The sequence below is a fragment of the Pelagibacterium sediminicola genome (assembly GCF_003390885.1).
GTDB classification, from domain to species: domain Bacteria; phylum Pseudomonadota; class Alphaproteobacteria; order Rhizobiales; family Devosiaceae; genus Pelagibacterium; species Pelagibacterium sediminicola.
The window spans coordinates 1-18900 of the sequence record NZ_QMEL01000003.1; the positions used below are offsets into that span (position 1 = coordinate 1).

Sequence of the window (18900 nt, forward strand, 5' to 3'; positions counted from 1 at the left end):
CAGGGGCGGAATAGTCCTGTCGCAATCGTATCGATCCGGGCATGAGCGAATCTCCTTCCCCGCTATCGAATCAGCAACCCGCCAGTTTGGGAATCCCCCGAGAGTCACACGCCAAAGCCGTTGGTATAACGGCCAAACCACCAATGTCATTCCGGGACTCGTCCCCCGAAACCAGCGCGATCCAACCCCAACTGCCGTGGCAGGCCGTTGCCATCAAATTCTATGTAAGGCCGGGGCCGGCCTGTTGCGTCCGCCGTCGCTCATGGATAGGACCAGCCCTCATGCTCGACGCGGAAGATGCGCAAGGGAGCCCCTTGTTGCGTCGTGTCGGCGCGCAGATAGAAAGCTGCCTGCTGTAACTGGCCAAAATTGGTGAAACCGACATCGATGGTGATCATCCCGCGCAGCATCGGTTCGTCGGGATCGGGCGCGATGCGCAAGATGCTGCCGTCGAAATCCTGCGCGCCATAGAGCGGATGGGCGCCCAGACCGCCAGAGCGGAAAAAGGCAAGAATATCGGAGGTGAAATATTGGGAGGCCAGGGAGCCGTGCAGCGGATCGGGGCCTTGGCCCCGTTCGGCACGGGCGTTCGCCTCGTATAGCGCGCGGACGATGGATGTTGCCTCGGCAATCATCGCATCGCCGGAAGACGCTTCCGGGGCCGTCGGAGAAATGGGTTCTGCGCCATCGGGCATGATGTAGCGCTGGGCGACCCATCCCGCCTTGGACAGCGACGCGTTGCGCATCAGGCACCAGCGCGAAGGTAGAGCGTCGATCTGTGCCTGCGTCATTCTCTCATAGTGAGCCAGTGTATAGTACGGAACACAGGTGACGAGCAGCATACCGCGTTCGTCATGGGAAAATGTCTCGATCACAGGATAGCCAGTGCCGGGTCCCATGCGGGCATTGAGCGCATCGTTGGACGAAACCCCGATGACACGCCAGGCATCGGGGCCATGGCCGTCGATCTCGGCCCGGGCCGTGGTGCTGGCTATGGATATGGCGATCGCGGCGGCTATGGTCAGCGCTCGGACGGTTCTCATCATGAAAGTTCCCCTTGATCTGCCCGCCTTCGGCGGGTGAAAGGTGGGGCCAGCCGGAAGCCGGGCCCGCCTTCTGGTTCAACTGGTCCGCCAGCCAATTTCGGTCACCGATCCGGCAGGCGCATGCTCTGGTTGGTTGGAAAACCCGAAAGGATGTCCGCGAAGGCAGCACGGGCCGCCGTCAGGGGCGTGTCATGTGGTTTGTCCGGTACGGGGGGCGGGCGCTGTTTTGCCGGTGATGCGCGCCTTGAGCTTGCGGAAATGTCCTGACATCTGCTCAAGCCGGGCATCCCATTCGGGATCGGGCCGCTGGCCTTCGATCGTCTTGAAATAAACCTGCATCAGGCAGATGACGGCGAAGGGTTCGAGAAAGGCGGCCTTGATGCTCCAGGCAAACAGCACCGCAAAGATAAAGCCGCCCGCCGACCAGAAACCGGGCATGACATAGACCAATGCCGCCGCCGGGGCGAGCATGACGAGAAAGACCACAAAGGCCAGCCCATAGGTAATGGCCGTCAGCCAGGCGGCGTTTTTCAGCATCACCTTCCAGTTCTGTCCGTAAAGCACCAGCGCCTCACGGGCCGATCCCCAGGGATCGGTTGAACGGGTGCGGATGGCGTGGGCAAGGATCACTTCGTCGATAAAGCCGACGGCGATGCGCAGGAAAGCCTCGACGATACCCATCAACTGGCGGAGTGCTGGAATGGGCAGCAGGGTCAGTATCCCCCGGGCAAGGCTGGTGACGGCACGGATGACGCCCTTGATGAGTTGATCGAGCGCAAAAAGGAGCGACGCCTGGCCAAAGCGCGATTTGACCACCGCAGTGGCATGGGCGATCTGTCCGCGCCCCTCGGGCAAGGGTGTGCCGTCGAGCAGTTCGACGAGAACCGCGATGTGGCCGGCCTTGACGATATAGAGAACGTATTCGCGCACCCAGTACATCACGGCGCCGGTGATGCCGAATCCGGCCAGTCCGCCCCAGGCCATGGAGGTTGCGCGGAACTCATCGTCACCAAACGCGCCTACGCCCCAGCCGAGCCCGATTCCCGTGCCTGTTGCCAGAATGTAAACCAGCGTAATGCCGAAATAGACCGCCGCGCGCAAAAGCACGAATGGCAATGTGCGCATCATCATTGACAGTGCACGGCCCGTATTAAAATCCCACATATAGCTCTCCTCGATGCAGAGATGCAGAGACTAACAGCAGGAAACCGGGTGCGCCCCGTTCATTTGAAGGGGGACATACAGAGAATCCGCGCTATAAACAGCAGCAGGCTTGTCGCGGCAAGATCAAACAATGACCGCCAGCGGGGACGCCGCGAACCGGATGTGATTTTGAGGAGGGCACGGCCGATTTGCAGAGATTTTTCCAAGTCTTTCTAGCGATTGTACCGCTTTGCTTTCCGGTGATGGCGCAGGAGCACGGCCCCGATGCGCTGCCATTGCCCAAAGGCCCCCTGATTCTTGAGGTGGATGGCGCTCTTTCGCGCGGCAATCGGGACGGTGCCGCCCATTTCGATATGGAGATGTTGAAGGCGCTTCCGGTTGCCCAGCTTGAGACAAGCACCGCAGTGACCGACGGGACGCGCCGGTTCGAGGGCTTTCTGATGCGGGATCTGCTCGATCATGTCGGCGCACATGGGTCGAGCGTGACGGCCATTGCCCTTAACGACTACGCCATTGAGATCGATATCGAGGAGTTCGAGCGGTTCGATGTGCTCGTTGCCTACGAAATGGATGGCGAGGCGCTCCTGCCCAGCGACAAGGGGCCGCTCTGGATCGTCTACCCGCGCGACCGGCACAAGGAATTGCAGGACATCCGCTATGATTATCGCTGGGTGTGGCAGTTGCGGTGGCTGGAAATCCAATGAGCAGGTTCGTGCGCGCACTGCTGGGTATAGCGCTGCCGGTGCTGACCATTCTCATATTTGTGCTGCTTCTGGCGTTTTCCCTGATGCGCCTTTCCGACATCGAAAAGGACATGCGGATCGAGGCCACCCAGAACATGCTCTGGGTGATCTCGCGCGCTCATATTGCCAGCCTCCAGTTGAGTGCAGCCGCTGCCGAACAGGCCGCGGGCGCTTTGGACGAAGAGTTGATGAAACTGCGCTACGATGTCTTTTTGAGCCGCATGGCATTGCTCGATGACGGGCCGCAACGCCGGCGGATGGAAGAGCTTGGTTTCGCCCACGCTCTGGACGCCTTGCGCTCCAGCCTGCCGGAACTGAGTGGGCTGATGACGGACCTCACGCCCGAGAACCTGCCGCGCATCCAGGCGATACTTTTTCCTTACAACCGCGCGCTGGGGCAGGCGGGGAACAAGGCCATGGTGGCCGAATGGGACGGGTTGGGCAACACGCTCGATACGTCGCGCGAGCAGCTCTGGCAGATCATCGTTTCGTTGATCGGTATATCGCTGGCAGGGGCTGCGCTTTGCGGGCACTTCCTTTGGGCGATCCGCGACGCGCGGCGGCGCACGCGGCTTCTTGACAAGGAAAAGGCGTTCTCGGAACTGCTCATCGGGTCGAGCGGCGAAGGGATCGTGGCCGTCGACAACCAGCGCCGCTGCACGGTGTGGAACGAGGCAGCCGAACGGCTGTTCGATCAACCCGCCAACAACACGCTGGGCCGTGCGCTGGCCGACATTTCCGGTTTTTTCGAGGTTGGCGTGATCGGAAAGGCCGTCGCCGCCGCGCTCGAAGGCCGTTCGGCTTCGCTGCTCGACCAGCCGTTCTTCGCGCCGAAACGGGCCGGGCCTCTTTACGTGGACCTGCGCTGCTTTTCGTTGCGCGACGGGGCGCGGATCATCGGGGCGATCCTGCTCATATCCGACGTTACGGAACGGCGCGAGGCGCAAAAGGAGATTGCCGACCACCGTGATCACCTCGAACAGCTCGTGGAAGCGCGCACCCGCGAGCTCGACGCGGCGCTTACCCGCGAGCGGGCAACCGCGGAACTTTACCGTAATTTCGGTACGATGATCTCGCACCAGTTCCGTACGCCCCTGGCTATCGTCGATTCCGCGCTCCAACGCCTTATGCGGCGGCGCGACAGGCTCACGCCCGACGAAATTCTGGAGCGGGGCGGCAATGCCCGACAGGCGATCGCGCGGCTGACCGGATTGGTCGAAAGCACGCTCGATGCAGCCCGCCTTGATGCAGGCCAGATCGAAATCCGCAGCAAGCCGTGCGACCTCGCCACCATTATCGCCGATATATGCGCCCGGCAGGCCGAGCAGACGCCGGGCCGGGCCATATCGGTCGATATCGCGGAGGGGGGATCGACGTTGGCCTATTGCGATCCGATCCACGCGGAAAACATCCTCACCAATCTCGTGACCAACGCGATCAAATATTCGCCCGAGGACACGGAAGTGAGCATCACGCTTGCCGCCACCGGCGACGATGTGGAGTGCGTCGTCGCCAATAAGGGCGTATTGCAGAACGAGGAGGAACGGGAGGCGCTGTTCGAGCGATATTTCCGCGGCAGCAATGCGGAGGGCCGGCCCGGCATCGGCGTGGGGCTTTATATGGCAAGGGCGCTGGCGCGTCTGCAGGGCGGCGATGTCAGGCTATTGCATTCCGTATCGGGCACGGTGCAGTTCGCACTGTTGCTACCGTGTGCCGCGCGTCACCCCGGCGCGCTCAAAACCGCGCTATTGGAGCAGGAGCCGGCATGACGGCAGGGGATCACCTGGAGAAAAAGTGCGCCGTCATCCTCTGCATCGAGGATGAAGCGCAATTGCGCCGGGATATCGCCGATGAACTGGCAGAGGCCGGATATGGCGTTATCGAGGCCGGCAGCGGCGAGGAGGCACTCGCTATTCTCGATGAAACGGCTCCCGATCTTATCTTGTGCGACATCTCCATGCCGGGCCTCAATGGCTATGACGTTCTGGCGGCGGTGCAGGGGAAAGGGGCCGCCTATGCTGAAATCCCGTTCGTGTTCCTCTCGGCGCTTGCCGATCCCCGGCAGGTGGTCGATGGCAAGAAGCTGGGGGCTGACGATTATCTGGTCAAGCCGATCGATTACGATCTGTTATTGGCGACGGTTGGCGCGCGCCTGCGCCAGATCGAGCGCATCCGCGCCGTTTCGCATGCAGGGACGGCGGATACCGATACGCTTGCCAGCCGCTTCGGGCTTACGGCGACCGAAGCGCGCATCGCAAAAGCGCTGATGGACGGCCATCCTCTGGCTGATATCGCGAGGGATTTCAGCGTCTCGCGTACGACCGTGGCGTTTCATATGCGCAACATCTTCGACAAGACCGGTACGAACAGACAGGCGGCGCTTGTGTCGGTTTTGCTCAGGATATAGTCGCGGAACGGTCAGATCGGTTCAGGTTTTGATGGAAACGATCAGCTTGCCTCCGTCGCTATCCCGGGCTCGGCCCAGGATCCACAGTGTACCATCCAACACGGTGGACTTTGCAGCATGGGCCCCGGCTTTCGCCGGGGCAGCAAAGGAGCTTGAGGCTGACTCCGTCAAAACCTGAAACGTTCTAGAGCAGATCAGTGTTTGATGGAATCATCGAGGCTCCCGCGATTGCGGCGGGTTCGGTCTGGACCCCGGGAATAAATCCCGGGGTGACAGGCGGGAATAGGGCAGGTATCGGCCAAAGCCACCAATGTCATTCCGGGACCCGTTCCCGGAATCCAGCGCGATCCTTCAAAACACGCCGCTCTGTGCCGGTTCAATCAAAACCTGAAACGTTCTAGGTTTCGGTTCGCCAGTCGGCGGCGGGGAGGTCGAAATGCCCGATCAGGGCATCGACCATGGCCTGCCACATGCGGGCCCGCGTGCCATCGGTGGCGCTGCCGATATGGGGCAGGAGGATGGTGCGGTCGCTTTCGATCAGCGCCTGGGGCACGTGCGGTTCGTCCTCGAACACATCGAGGCCGGCCCGGAGGATCGTGCCCTTCTCGAGCGCTTCGACCAGCGCCGCCTCGTCGATGATGTTGCCACGGGAAATGTTGACGACGATCCCCTCCGGCCCGAGCGCGCGCAGGATTTCTGCATCGACCAGACGATAGGTTTCAGGCGTCGAGGCGCAACTGACGACCAGCAGGTCACTCCACTTTGCAAGGTGCTCGAGATCGGAGAAGTATTCGTAGGGGCTGTCCGGCTTGCGGGAGCGGCCGGTGTAACCCAGCGTTGCGCCCAGCACCTCCAGCCGGCGGGCGATGGCCCTGCCGATATGCCCAAGGCCCAGAATGCCGATCCGCATGCCGGTGATCGTCTTGCCCAGCGGAAACTGGTGTGTCGTAAGCCAGCCGCCTTTGCGCACGAAGCGGTCGGCGTTGTTGAGGTTGCGGGTGGTGCCCAGAACCAGCCACAGCGCCAGATCGGCCACGTCATCGGCCAGCACCGTGGAGGTGTTGAAGATGGGGATGCCGCGCGCTGCGACGGCTTCCGTGTCGATGGCGTCGAGCCCGGCGGAAGTGACCGAGATGATCTCGAGCCTGGGCAACGCTGCGAGGAGTTCGGTGTCGACCTTGCCCTTGCCACTGCCAGCAATGGCCCGCGCCTTTTCCCCATATTGGGCCAGAACGGCCTGCCGTTCGGCTCCGTCCTCAGGCAAAGGCACGAGGGTGAAGCGCCGCCCAAGGGCGGCTTCCGCCGCTTGAGGCAGGGCGGTGGTCTGAAGGACGACGATTTCGGTGGGGGAATTCATATCGGCTTTCCGTACCGGATATATCCGGGGGCTGGGTGGGCGCGGAATGCATCCGCGCCCTGATGGTTCGATCAGAAGACCGGCGGATAGGGCCGTCCGCCGCGATCGAGGGTAATCCAGCGAGTCTCGGTGAAGGTCTCGAGCGACCAGCGCCCGCCATGCTTGCCGCTGCCCGATGCCTTGAAGCCGCCGAAGGGGATGTGCGGCTCGTCGTTTACCGAGGAACAGTTGATGTGGCAATTGCCGGTATCGAGCCGGTTGACGATGGCAAGGCCCCGGCCTTCGTCGCGGGTCATCACACCCGCCGAGAGCCCGTATTCGGTGTCGTTGGCGATCTGGATCGCCTCGTCGTCCGTACGGAATGGGATGACCGGGAGCACGGGGCCGAACGTCTCGTCCTGATAGAGCTTCATTTCGGGGGTGACGCCGGTGAGGATGGTTGGCTCGACGAACCGGCCATCGATCTTGCCGCCCAGCACGACCTTGGCGCCTTTGGCGACCGCGTCTTCGAGCTGCTCGCGCACCTTGGCCGCCTGCTTGTCGTTGATCAGCGGGCCGATGACGTTCTCCTTGCTTTTGGTCGGATCGCCAACCTTGAGCTTGGAGGCGCGCTCGACAAAACGCTTGAGGAAATCGTCGTAGATCCGCTCATGGACAAGGACTTTCTCGACCGACATGCAGATCTGCCCCTGGTGCATGAAGGCGCCGAAATTGGCGGCCTGCGTGGCGCGCTCCATATCCGCGTCCTCGAGGACGATCAGCGAATCCTTGCCGCCCAGTTCGACGCAGCACTTCTTGAGATGCGCGCCGGCCTTGGCCGCGACCTGACGGCCGACGGCGGTCGAGCCGGTGAAGGATACGCCCTTGACGTAGGGGTGCTCGATCAACTCGTCGCCCACTTCCGCGACGTTGTCGCGCGAGCAGGTGACGACGTTGAAGACGCCCTTGGGCAATCCGGCTTCCTCGAAAATCTCCGCGAACAGCAGGCCGCCGAGATAGGGAGTTTCCTCGGAAGGCTTCAAGACGATGGTGTTGCCCGCAGCGAGCGGGAACAGGAAGCCGCGTGCCGACAGGATACAGGGGAAGTTCCACGGGCTGATGACCGACACCACGCCCATGGGCCGGCGCACCGCCATCGAGACCTTGCCGTATTCGGACGGCATGACCTCGCCGGTCGACTGCCAGACCGAGGCGGCGGCGGCGTGGAAGACCTCGGTCACATAACCGGTTTCGAACATGCCCTTGCCGAACCATCCGCCGCCTTCGGCCTGGATGGCATCTATAATATCCTGCTTGCGCTTTTCCCAGATTTCAGCGGCCTTGTGCAGCGCATGGGCGCGTTTGGAGAAGGGAAGCTGCGACCATTCGGGGAAGGCGGCATGGGCGGCCTCGATGGCCGCGGCGGTCTCCGAGCGCCCCCCATCGGGCACTTCGGCCCAAACCGAACCATTGGCGGGATTGAGGTCCTGGAAGGTTTTTGCGGTGGCGGTCCAGTTGCCGCCGATATACATGCCTCCGAAAGTACGGGCCATTTCAGCTCTCCTTGTCGCTTTCCTGTCCCGTGGGGGCAGGGTCATCCTGATTTTCATAGGGTGCAGGCTTGAGTGCCGGCATTTTAAAGGCAGTCAGCCGCTGGCGTTCCTCTGTCGAGGGAAAGGTGGACACCAGCTTGCGCTGGCGCGCCACATGTTCTGCATGGATCGCTGCCGCGCGGGCCACGATGTCGGCTATGGAAAGCCCGCTGGCGGAATCGATCTGGGGCGCTGCAGGGGTAGGTTCCGGCTCGGCATCGATCCCAAAAGCGGCGCTGTTGTGCCCGATCTGACCGTGATGGCCTACCTGACGCACCGGTTCGGTTTCTTCGCGGCGGGGCGGTTCGGTCACCGCGAAGGCGCTCGGCATCGCCGTTGATGCACGCATCGTTGATGCACGCATCCGCGCGATATGGGCCCGCATCCGCTCGCCCGCGCGCCGCGCAAGATCGGCCGGGGATTCGACCGCCACGGGCCGGGCGGCGGGCGAGGCTACCGGTGCCGCCGGGCGGGGCTGATGCTGGGCAGGCGCGGAAAAGCCGCTGGGCCGCTGGGCACTGAGGCGCATCGTGCGAATATGATCGGCCAGCCGCTCGGTTGCCCGGCGCACCATGGCGTCGGTGTTTCCGGCTAACTGCCGGGCCTGCGCGCCAACACGGGGGACCGCAGGCGGCAGGACGGGTTGTTGCTGTGTCATGGCGATTTCCTCCCATGGATCGGACCCTGCCTTCGGATCATAGCGTCCCACGAAGGCCGAGGGCAGGGGCCCTTCTCGGCGTTTTGAGCGGATGAAGGCGCTTTGGATATCACCCGCGCGCGCGCCGAGCGCGCCCGCCGATTGCCCGATGGCTGCAAGCGAGCCCGGCAGGCGGAAGGGCGGGGGCAGGGTGATGGCCGGATTGACGGGCGCGGCGGCACCGCCGCCGCCGAGATAGGCGGAAATGACGGCGGGGTCGTTGGCAAGCGCCGCCGCGCTGCCTTCGCCCACCACATGGCCGTTCTCTATGAGATAGCCGCGCTCGGCGATCTTGAGGCTCTGCTTGGCGTTCTGCTCGACCAGAAGGATGCCGACACCGGTTTTGGCGACATCGGCCAGCGAGCGGAAGAGTTCGAGGCTGAGGAGCGGGGACAGGCCGAGCGAAGGCTCGTCCAGCATGAGAATTTCAGGCTTCGACATCAGCGCCCGCCCGATAGCGACCATCTGCTGTTCGCCGCCCGACATGGTGCGCGCGATCTGGCCCTTGCGCTCGGCAAGGCGGGGGAAGAGCTCGTAAATCCGGCGCAGGGTGGCGGCTTCCTCGCCACGCGCGCGATGGGCGAAGGCGCCGAGTTGCAGGTTTTCGGCCACCGTCAGGTCCCCGAAAATGCCGCGCCCTTCGGGAACCAGCGCGATGCCAGCCTCGACGATCTTGTGGGGCTTGAGCTTGGTGATCGGCTTCCCGTTCATCACGATCTCGCTGCCCGGATCGGCCTTTTCCATTCCGGCGATGGCCTTGAGCAGCGAGGATTTTCCCGCCCCGTTAGCGCCGAGGATAACGCAGATCTCGCCCTCGGCGATGGTCACGCTGATCGCTTCGAGCGCCCGGTGGAAACCGTAGGTGACCGAGAGATTTCTGACCTCAAGCATCGTCGTCCCCCAGATAGGCCCGCACCACTTCGGGGTCTGACAATGTTTCGCTGACGCCGCCTTCGGCGATCTTGATGCCGCTCGACATCACCACGCACCGGTCGCAGAGCGAGCGGATGGCGTCCATCACGTGCTCGACCATGATGATGGTCCGACCCTCGCCGCTCAACTGTTCGATCAGCGCGATGCCGATCTTGAGTTCGCTGGGGTTGAGCCCGGCCAGCCATTCGTCCAGCAGGAGGACACGCGGATCGGATGCGAGCGCGCGGGCCAGTTCGACCCGCTTCTGGTCGATATAGGTCATGGCGCCGACCGGCAGGCTGCCGCGCCCGGCCAGCCCTACCCGTTCGAGCAGTTCATGGGCGAGGTGCATGGCATCCTCGCCCCAAAGGCGCCGGTGCCCGAAAACCGCTCCGGCCATGACGTTCTGGGCGGCGGTCATCGAAGGCAGGACGCGCACGAGCTGGAACGTGCGGGCGACGCCCTTGCGGGCGATCTTGTAGGCGGACAGCCCGGCAATGGGGGCGCCATCGAGCGCGATTTCGCCGGATGTCGGCTTGAGCGCGCCGGAGATGAGGTTAAGCATGGTCGTCTTGCCCGAACCATTGGGGCCTATGAGCCCCAGCAACTCGCCCTGGCGGACCTCGAAACTCACATCGTTGACGGCAACGAGCCCGCCGAACGCCTTGCGGGCGGACGAAACGTTCAGTGCGATCGCGTTCATGCCGCCGTCTCCGTACTCGAAGGGGCACTCTTGCGCGACTGGAATTTGTTCCATGCCTGTTCGAGCCGTCCCGTGACGCCGTTGGGCAGCAGGAAAACGATGGCGAGGAAGGAAAGACCCATCGCCACCGGCATGTAATTGGAGAACCGCACGGTGATGAAATCCATGAGGATCACGAACGGAATGACGCCGACAATCGGGCCCCAGAGCTTTCTGGTGCCCCCGAGCAGCGCCATGATGACGACGAGGAACGAGGTCATCGGGTTGAAAGCGGAGGTGGGCTGGATGTAGCCGTAGCGCGGGGCGCAGATGGCCCCGGCAATGCCGATGAATGCCCCCGAGATGATAAACAGCACGATCTTGGATTTCGCCGTATCGATCCCCACGTGCCGCGCCACGGTTTCATCGTCGCCGATGATGCGCATGGCAAAGCCGAGCCGCGAGCGGTTGATGAGCCAGCCGGTGAGAAAGATGACGGCGGTGAGTGCCAGCAGCATCCAGAAGATGTGCATTTCGCGCAGGTCGGTGAAGACGTAAAGCCCCATGCGGGTCGTGAACGTCGCCTGCGCCCAGGTAACGATCTGGCGCACGAGTTCGGCGAGCCCGAGGGTGAAGATCACGAAATAGACGCCCGAGAGCCGCAGCGTCGCCGCGCCCACGATACCGGCCAGCGCGCCTGCCGCCAGCGCGCCGAAAGCAACGAGGAGCGGGAAGGGGAGTACGTCGACCCAAAGCGCCACGGCATAGGTGCCGAGCCCGAAAAAGGCGGCGGTCGCAAGCGATACATAATGGGTCGGGCCTGAAAACAGCGTCCATGCCGTGCAGAGCGCCGCATAGAGCGTGATGTTGACGGCCAGCGAGAGGTAATAGCCCTGATCGACCAGCGGCAGGCAAGCGGCGAGTGCGAAAGCAAGGACGCCGCCGATTCCGATGATGATTTCCTTCTGCGAAAGGCTATTCATGATGTGGGCCTCCCGAATATGCCTTGCGGGCGGAACAGCAGGACGACGATGAACAGCGTATAGGTGGCGGCGAGCGTGAGGCTCGGATCGATAAGGCTGGCGACCGCCGTTTCGGCCACTCCCAGAATGATCGCGGCGAGCACCGCGCCGCGCACGTCGCCCACCCCGCCCATGATGACGATGATCAGCGCCTTCATGGTGAAGACCACGCCCATCGAGGCGTTGAAGGTGTAAAAGGTCGAGAGCAGGGCGCCCCCGCACGCGGTCAGCGCACCGCCCAGTGCAAAGGCGATGGCAGCGGTGCGGGCAACGTCGATGGCAACGAGATTGGCCGATTTGGGATCGGCCGAGACCGCGCGCATCGCCGTGCCGTAGCGCGTATGGTAGAGAAAGATATACAGCCCGACAGCGATCACGACCGCTGCGGCGAACGCCACGACCCGGTTGAGCCCGAAGCCCGAGCCGAAGATGTCGAAACGCTGGGCAAGGAAGGTATAGTTGAAGTACTCCCCCCCGAAGGTCAGCAGCATCATCCCCTGGAACAGGAACAAAAGACCGAATGTTGCGAGGATGGAATCGACTTCCAGTTGCCCGCGGTTCTTGGCCCGCTTCACCAGCGGCTCGAGCGCGACCCGGTAGACCGCCCAGTTTGCGGCAAAGGCCGCCGGAGCGATGAGCAAAAGACCGACGATGGGGTTGATGGTCAGCGTCGTGAACAGCCACATGGCGATGAAACAACCCGCAACGAGCGTTTCGCCATTGGCAAGATTCATGATGCGGGCAACGCCGTACTGAAGGGTCAGGCCCAGCGCGATCAGCGCATAGGTGCCGCTCAGCAGGATGCCGGTGACGATAATCTGGGTCATGAAATCATTCTATCATCGAACCTGTCCGGGGCCCCCGCAATCGCGCCGGATGGTTTATAGGCGGCGAGCGAGCCTGCCGTCCGTCCCCGCGTGTGACGGACGGCAGGCTCTCTTCGACAGATTACCAGGCCGGCTTGACCACCGGCTCGGCGCCCACGGCGATGCCGTCGGCGGCAACGGCGACGAACTTGCCATCACGCCATTGGCCGACCGTCCACACGTTCGGGTTGACGTTGTCAACGAAATCGATGGTGCCGATGACGGTATCGAAGGTGCCGTTCTGGATGGTTTCGATCACGGCGGCGCGGTCCAGCGAACCCGTCTCCTCGATAGCCTGGGCCAGAACCTGCAGGCCCGCATAGGTCGTGGCGCTTGCCCAGTAGTCGGGCTCGGAGCCGGTCAGCTCTTCATGGCGATCGAAATAATCGGCCACCTTGGGGTCGTCGAGATTGACGCCGCCGATGCCCATGATGCCTTCGGCTGCATCGCCGAAACGGTCACGGAAGCTGGGGAAGGCGGTACCGACGCCGGTGTAGAACGCCCCGACCTCAAGCCCCTGGATCTGAGCCTGCTCGGTCAGCGCAAAAGTGTCGCCGGGGTACGAGAAGGCCATGAAGCTGTCGGGCTCGGCGGCCTTGGCCGCCGCGATGATGGGCGCGACGTCCTGGGTGCCGAACGGATAGGAGGCCTCATAGACGATGTCGAAGCCGGCTTCGAGAAGCAGGGGCTTGGCGGCGTTGATGTGTTCCTGACCGAAGGCGTCGCCCACATAGAGCAGAGCGACGGTGTCGCCGATTTCCCCTGCGTCGCGGAGCTTGCTGAATGCCTCGACAGCGCCCACCGCAAGCTGGGTTGCCGTGCCGAGCATCCAGAACGAGTTTGGCCAGCGCTGGGCGAACTCTGCCACGCCATCGGTTGCCGCGCTGGTCGTGATGTGCGGATAGCCGTGCTGGGCGATCATCGGCGCCGTCGCGATGTTGATGCCGGTGGAATAGGGGGTGACGATGAAATCGACATTGTCGATGGTGGCCAGACGCTGGATGTTCTGGATGGCGATTTCGGGGTTGGTCTGGTCGTCGTATTCGATCAGCTCGATGGTCATCTGACGGTCGCCGACCTGAAGGCCGCCCGCCTCGTTGATCTCGTGGACCCAGAGTTCGATGTTGGGCCAGTGCGTCATGGCCCCGCCGCCGCCGAGCGGCCCGGTCTTGGGCGCGCTTGCGCCGATCTTGATGACGTCCTGCGCAAAGGCGGCCGGCGCGAGTGTCAGGCCGGCCGCGCAAATGGCCGCCGCGAACAATGTTCTTCTTTTCATGGTTTTCCTCCCAGGGGTTTTTATGCGTTGAGTTACATCTGCCGCTATAATCGGCACATGTTCCGATGAACTCCGTTGTTCACGGAGGGGGACCGGGGTATGCGGTTGCCCGCAGGCCCGGTCAGGCATAGTGGATCGTCTTGGTCTCGATGTAGTTGTCGAGCCCTTCGGGCCCGCCTTCGCGGCCCATGCCGGATTGCTTGTAGCCACCGAACGGGTGCTTGGGATCGACGATCATGCCGTTGATCGTGACGCTTCCGGTCCGCATGCGGCGGGCAACCTCGTAGCCGCGTTCGGGATCGGCGGTATAGACCGCGCCCGAAAGCCCGTAGCTGGAATTGTTCGCCTTGGCGACGGCGTCGTCGATGTCAGTGTAGGTCAGCACCGAAACGACAGGCCCGAAAATCTCTTCCTGCACGATCTTCATGTGTGAGGTGACGTCGGTGAAGACGGTCGGCTCGACATAAAAACCCTTGTCGAATCCCTGCGGGCGTCCGCCGCCACACGCAACCGTCGCACCTTCCGCGCGTCCGGCGGCGATATAGCCTTCGACCCGCGCGCGCTGGCGGGCCATGGTGAGGGGGCCCATCTGGGTTGCAGGATCGAACGGGTCGCCAACCTTGATGTTCTTGACCGCGCCGACATAGAGATCGAGGAACTCTGTCTTGCGCGATTCCGGCACGAGGATGCGGGTGAGCGAAAAGCAGACCTGCCCGGTAATGGGCATGGTGTAGGCCATGAGGCTGGGGAGCGCGGCGTGGAAGTCGGCGTCATCGAGCAGGACCGCGGCGGATTTTCCGCCCAGTTCGAGGCTGACGCGGGCCAGGCGGTCGGCGCAGATTTTCGCGATGGCCTTGCCTGCGCCGGTAGAGCCGGTGAAGGCGACCTTGTCGATCGATTTATGCCCCACGAGATACTCTCCGCCTTCGCGGTCAGCGGGCACGAGGTTGAAGACACCTTCGGGCAGCCCGGCCTTTTCGATGCACTCGGCAAGGATATAGGCTTCGAGCGGGGTCTCGGGTGACGGCTTGGCAACGATAGTGCAACCAGCAGCAAGGGCGGCCGAGACCTTGTAGCTCAGGAGTACCAGCGGCGCGTTCCACGGGGTGATCGCCGCGCAGACGCCGACCGGTTCCTTGGCGACGCGGACGCGCCCGCCATCGTCGCGCTTGCGCTCGTCGACGAAAGGATAGGTTTCGATCAGATCGGCATAATAACTGAAAAGGGTCGGATTCTGGCCCACCAGCTTTTTGGTGAGCATGATCGGTGCCCCGACCTGGAGGGTCCATGACTGGGCGATATCATCGAGGCGTTCGGTGAGATATTCGGCGACCTTGCGCAGATAGCGCGCGCGCTCGGCGGGGGCCATGCGCGGCCACGGGCCGTTGTCGAACGCGTCGCGCGCGGCGGCGACAGCGCGGTCGATGTCCGCCTTTCCGGCTTCCGGATAAGTAATGACCAGCTCTTCGGTGACCGGCGAAATGACCTTGAGTTGCTGGCGCGAAATCGGTTCGAGCCATTTGCCGCCGATGAAGAATTTCTCCGGGGCCTTGGGCGCGGCGGCGCCACGCATCATCGCGTTCATTTCCATTCTCTCCCTTGTGACGCTTTTCGCCTGGCCGGCCCTTTTCAGGCTCTATGCGCAGTTAGCCACATTTTTTCAGTTTCCGCCATTCCCCGGCTGACAGAAAGTCGCGGCGAACTGGAATTGCATGTATACATACGTGGGTGTAAAAATTTTAGCAACGCGTGTCTCAATCAGTATTTCTTATCGATGTGATAAGGCCGGCTGATCGAGGTTCTCCATTGCGCCGCCGCCAGGCAACGACGCCGATAAGGAGGTGTGGTATACATTTTGTTACCAGGATACGCAGCTATTCCGAACTGGTCCATTTGGCGACGACTTCCGCGCCGGGCGCCGATCCGGCTGCTTGCGCTGCGGCGCTAACCGGCTTGTGATGTACGCTGATGACCGTGAGGAAGTGGGTCGCGCCGTCATATTCACAGGCGATCCGGTCGCCGGGCGAGGGGGCCGACAAGAAGCAATAGTCGCCCCAGTCCTGTGACGGAGAACGGATCGAGCCTCTTTCGACCAGAAGCCGCGCGACATACATTTGTGTGTCTCCATGCCTGCAACACGATGGACGGCCAGACCAAGGTCTGCTTTATGCACAGTTTGAGCGCCTATCACACCTGTGTCCAGTGACTTTAATATGCGCTATCCATGGGGCCTGGAACCCCACGAGTACTCGGAGACCGGATATGAGAGTGGTCGTTTGCGGGGCCGGTCAGGTCGGCACCACGATAGCGCGGCACCTCGCGAACGAAGGTGTCAATGTCACTGTCATCGACAACGATCAGGATCAGGTTCGCCGGGTCGACGAAAGCTATGACGTGCGCGGTATCGTTGGGTATGCTTCTCATCCCTCAACGCTCCGCAAGGCTGGAGTCAAGGATGCGGACATGCTGATCGCGGTCACCCGTTCCGACGAGGTCAACATGGTGGCCTGTCAGGTGGCCTATTCGCTCTTCGGGGTGAAGCAGCGTATCGCACGGCTGCGCCATTCCGGCTATCTTGCCAAGGACAGCACAGGGCTTTTCGCCGCCGAACACCTGCCCATCGACATCATCATCTCCCCCGAGATCGAGATCGCGGAGGGCATTGCGCGGAGGCTGCGCACGCCGGGAGCCTTCGATATGGTGCCGATGGCGCGCGGCAAGGTCGAATTGCTCGGCATCCACGCCGAGGAAACGCATGGCCCCGTGGTTGGCGAGCGGCTGGTCGATATCGCCCGCAGCGGTGAGCTCCAGGGGACATCCATTGTCGCGCTGATTCGCAAGGGGCGCTGTTTTGTGCCTGACGAGACCGATCGCATCGAGGTCGGCGACGACGTCTACGTCGTTGCGCGCGCCGAGGTCGTCGACGACGTGATGGCCGCTTTTGGGCATCGCGAACGCGTAGCCCGCCGCCTCGTCATCGTCGGGGCGGGCAATGTCGGGCTGCATCTTGTGCGCAAACTGCGCAAGACCTCACCCGGGATGGACATCAAGATCATCGAAAGGGACCGTCAGCGCGCCGAATTCGTCTCAGGCGAACTGAGCGGTGCGGCGATCGTGCTCCATGGCGATGCACTGGACAGGGCGCTGCTTGAGGAAGCGCAGGCCGGGCAGGCGGAAACCATCGTCTCCGTCACCAATGACGACGAGACCAATATCTTTACCTCGGTGCTGGCCAAACAGGCGGGCTGCAAGCGCGCCATCACGCTGGTCAACAAGAGTTCGTACGAAAATCTGATCCCCATACTGGGCATAGACGCGGTGGTCAGTCCCAGTGCGGTGACCATCTCGACGGTCCTGCGCTATATCCGGCGCGGCCCTATTTCGGCGCTTTATACGCTGCGCGAGGATTTCGGCGAGGTGATCGAGGCGGAAATCACCGAGGGTTCACGGCTTTTGCTCCGTCCGCTCGGCCAACTCGGATTGCCGCAAGGCATGAAGATCGGCGCTATCATGCGCCGGGGCGAGGTTTTCACGCCCAACCCCGACATCTGGCTCGAGGAAGGCGATCATATCGTTGCGCTTGTCACCTATAGCTATCTGCGTCTTGCCGAAGCCCTCCTCGGCGCCGAAAGGCCGCGCGCTCTATGAGTGCTCCGGTTCACGCCACCGGCATTGCCGTGCAGGGGATCAAGCCGGTTCTGTACCTGACTGGTCTCGTCCTATTGGCTACGGCTGCGATGATGGTATTCCCCATGATCGTGGACATTTATTACCGCCACGCCGACTGGCAGGCCTTTGCCGCTTCGGCGATGTTGTCGGTGGTGATCGGCGGCCTGTTGGTGCGCTACAGTAAGAAATCGCTGAAATCGGGGCTGACGCTGCGGCAGTCCTTTCTCCTGACCCCGCTTAGCTGGGTCAGCGTCGCCGCCGTCAGCGCGCTGCCGTTCTTTTTCTCCGAGTATGGCACTGTCAGCAATTCTCTGGTCGATGCGTTCTTTGAATCGGTTTCAGGCATAACGACCACTGGCGCAACCGTTATTTCCGGCCTGGAGCATGCTCCGCCCGGTATCCTGCTATGGCGGGCGCTGCTGCAATGGATGGGGGGCATCGGCATCATCGCCACGGCCATCGCCATTCTCCCCGCGCTGGGCATTGGCGGTATGCAGCTTTTCAGGACGGAATCCTCGGATCGCTCGGAAAAGGCCATGCCGCGCGTGCGGCAGATCGCGGGGACGATTGCGCTGGTGTATGTCTCGCTTACGATCCTGGCTTTCGTGGTTTACTGGCTGGCGGGCATGCCCCCGTTCGATGCACTCGCTCATGCCATGTCATCGATCGCAACTGGAGGTTATTCCACGTCGGACGCTTCGTTCGCAGCGTGGGACGAGAACGGCATTCAGTGGTTTGCAACGCTATTCATGCTTTCGGGCACGATCCCGTTCGTCGTTTATGTAAGGCTCATCGCCGGGGAAGGGGCGGCACTATGGGACCGCCAGGTGCGGACGCTTCTGGCTTTCCTTGCTATGGTCGTTGCCGTGGTCGGCCTTTGGCTCGCCCTTTCGGGCCAGTACGCTCTCGAACCCGCTTTCCGTCACGCCGCCTTCAACGTGGTATCGGTGGTGACGACCACCGGCTTTGCATCGGCAGACTACAGCCTGTGGGGCAATTGGGCGGTGGGGCTGTTCTTTGGGCTGATGTTCGTAGGCGGCTGCACGGGCTCCACCTCAGGGGGCATCAAGATTTTCCGCTTCGAGGTGATGGCGCTGATGCTCAGGGCGCACTTCATGCGGCTCCTCTATCCGAATGGCGTATTCCCGAGCTATTATGGCGAGCGCCTGATCGATGACGAGGTCATCCGGTCGGTCGTGGCTTTTTTCGCCGTATTCTTCCTGTGCTATTCACTGTTCACCATCGCGTTGATGGGATTTGGGCTTGATTTCCTGACCAGCGCCAGCGGCGCGGCGACTGCGCTCGCCAATGTCGGCCCCGGCCTTGGCGGCATCATTGGGCCGACCGGTAATTTCGGCTCGCTGCCAGATGGTGCCAAGTGGCTCATGAGCATCGGCATGCTGCTCGGGCGGCTTGAACTTTTTACCGTCCTGATCCTTTTCGCCCCCCGTTTCTGGCGGGGTTGAGAGCACTCACGAGTGCTATAAC

16 protein-coding genes are annotated in these 18900 nt (G+C 62.5%); 5 read left to right on the top strand and 11 right to left on the bottom strand.

The annotated features are described in order from the left end of the window. Positions 1–260 precede the first annotated feature (260 nt). Together DQG18_RS06235 and DQG18_RS06240 are read right to left on the bottom strand one after the other, a co-directional pair. Positions 261–1046 carry an SH3 domain-containing protein gene (locus tag DQG18_RS06235; RefSeq protein ID WP_116653401.1) on the bottom strand — a complete coding sequence of 262 codons (786 nt, stop codon included), beginning with the start codon at positions 1044–1046 and terminating at the stop codon, positions 261–263. 189 nt (positions 1047–1235) lie between these two features. Then, entirely contained in the window at positions 1236–2210 is a 975-nt protein-coding gene (locus tag DQG18_RS06240) for a hypothetical protein (protein WP_116653402.1), read from the bottom strand. Positions 2211–2398: 188 nt separating this feature from the next. Between DQG18_RS06240 and DQG18_RS06245 the strand changes: the two genes are divergently transcribed. The 3 genes from DQG18_RS06245 to DQG18_RS06255 are packed head-to-tail and all read left to right on the top strand — an operon-like array spanning position 2399 to position 5360. Further along, positions 2399–2914 (top strand): putative pterin-binding protein, encoded by a 516-nt coding sequence (locus DQG18_RS06245; RefSeq protein ID WP_198669691.1) that lies wholly within the window; start codon positions 2399–2401, stop codon positions 2912–2914. Further along, positions 2911–4722 carry a sensor histidine kinase gene (locus DQG18_RS06250; RefSeq protein WP_116653404.1) on the top strand — a complete coding sequence of 604 codons (1812 nt, stop codon included), beginning with the start codon at positions 2911–2913 and terminating at the stop codon, positions 4720–4722. Before DQG18_RS06245 ends, DQG18_RS06250 begins: the two co-directional genes overlap by 4 nt. Next, positions 4719–5360 carry a DNA-binding response regulator gene (locus DQG18_RS06255; protein ID WP_116653405.1) on the top strand — a complete coding sequence of 214 codons (642 nt, stop codon included), beginning with the start codon at positions 4719–4721 and terminating at the stop codon, positions 5358–5360. Before DQG18_RS06250 ends, DQG18_RS06255 begins: the two co-directional genes overlap by 4 nt. A gap of 397 nt (positions 5361–5757) precedes the next feature. Here the strand turns inward: DQG18_RS06255 and DQG18_RS06260 are convergent, their stop codons facing one another. The 9 genes from DQG18_RS06260 to DQG18_RS06300 all read right to left on the bottom strand — a co-directional run bounded on the left by DQG18_RS06260 (position 5758) and on the right by DQG18_RS06300 (position 15857). Then, complete coding sequence (locus DQG18_RS06260; RefSeq protein ID WP_116653406.1) at positions 5758–6717, bottom strand: 2-hydroxyacid dehydrogenase; 960 nt, start codon at positions 6715–6717, stop codon at positions 5758–5760. A gap of 71 nt (positions 6718–6788) precedes the next feature. Further along, on the bottom strand, positions 6789–8249 hold the full coding sequence (locus tag DQG18_RS06265; RefSeq protein ID WP_116653407.1) for an aldehyde dehydrogenase family protein: 1461 nt from the start codon (positions 8247–8249) through the stop codon (positions 6789–6791). A gap of 1 nt (position 8250) precedes the next feature. Then, positions 8251–9876 (bottom strand): ATP-binding cassette domain-containing protein, encoded by a 1626-nt coding sequence (locus tag DQG18_RS16680; RefSeq protein WP_116653408.1) that lies wholly within the window; start codon positions 9874–9876, stop codon positions 8251–8253. Further along, on the bottom strand, positions 9869–10600 hold the full coding sequence (locus DQG18_RS06275) for an ABC transporter ATP-binding protein (protein WP_116653409.1): 732 nt from the start codon (positions 10598–10600) through the stop codon (positions 9869–9871). Before DQG18_RS06275 ends, DQG18_RS16680 begins: the two co-directional genes overlap by 8 nt. After that, on the bottom strand, positions 10597–11562 hold the full coding sequence (locus DQG18_RS06280) for a branched-chain amino acid ABC transporter permease (RefSeq protein ID WP_116653410.1): 966 nt from the start codon (positions 11560–11562) through the stop codon (positions 10597–10599). The genes DQG18_RS06275 and DQG18_RS06280 overlap by 4 nt, the downstream gene beginning before the upstream one ends. After that, complete coding sequence (locus tag DQG18_RS06285) at positions 11559–12428, bottom strand: branched-chain amino acid ABC transporter permease (RefSeq protein WP_116653411.1); 870 nt, start codon at positions 12426–12428, stop codon at positions 11559–11561. Before DQG18_RS06285 ends, DQG18_RS06280 begins: the two co-directional genes overlap by 4 nt. 121 nt (positions 12429–12549) lie before the next feature. Next, entirely contained in the window at positions 12550–13743 is a 1194-nt protein-coding gene (locus DQG18_RS06290; protein ID WP_116653412.1) for an amino acid ABC transporter substrate-binding protein, read from the bottom strand. Between the two features lie 121 nt (positions 13744–13864). Further along, positions 13865–15328, bottom strand: coding sequence for an aldehyde dehydrogenase (locus tag DQG18_RS06295; protein ID WP_281270408.1), 1464 nt, complete (start codon positions 15326–15328; stop codon positions 13865–13867). Positions 15329–15617: 289 nt separating this feature from the next. Beyond that, a complete protein-coding gene (locus DQG18_RS06300) occupies positions 15618–15857 on the bottom strand; it encodes a hypothetical protein (protein WP_116653414.1) in 240 nt (79 codons plus the stop codon). 148 nt (positions 15858–16005) lie between these two features. Between DQG18_RS06300 and trkA the strand changes: the two genes are divergently transcribed. Continuing rightward, positions 16006–17391 carry a Trk system potassium transporter TrkA gene (gene trkA, locus DQG18_RS06305; protein ID WP_116653415.1) on the top strand — a complete coding sequence of 462 codons (1386 nt, stop codon included), beginning with the start codon at positions 16006–16008 and terminating at the stop codon, positions 17389–17391. After that, on the top strand, positions 17388–18878 hold the full coding sequence (locus DQG18_RS06310; protein WP_116653416.1) for a TrkH family potassium uptake protein: 1491 nt from the start codon (positions 17388–17390) through the stop codon (positions 18876–18878). Before trkA ends, DQG18_RS06310 begins: the two co-directional genes overlap by 4 nt. Positions 18879–18900: the final 22 nt, after the last annotated feature.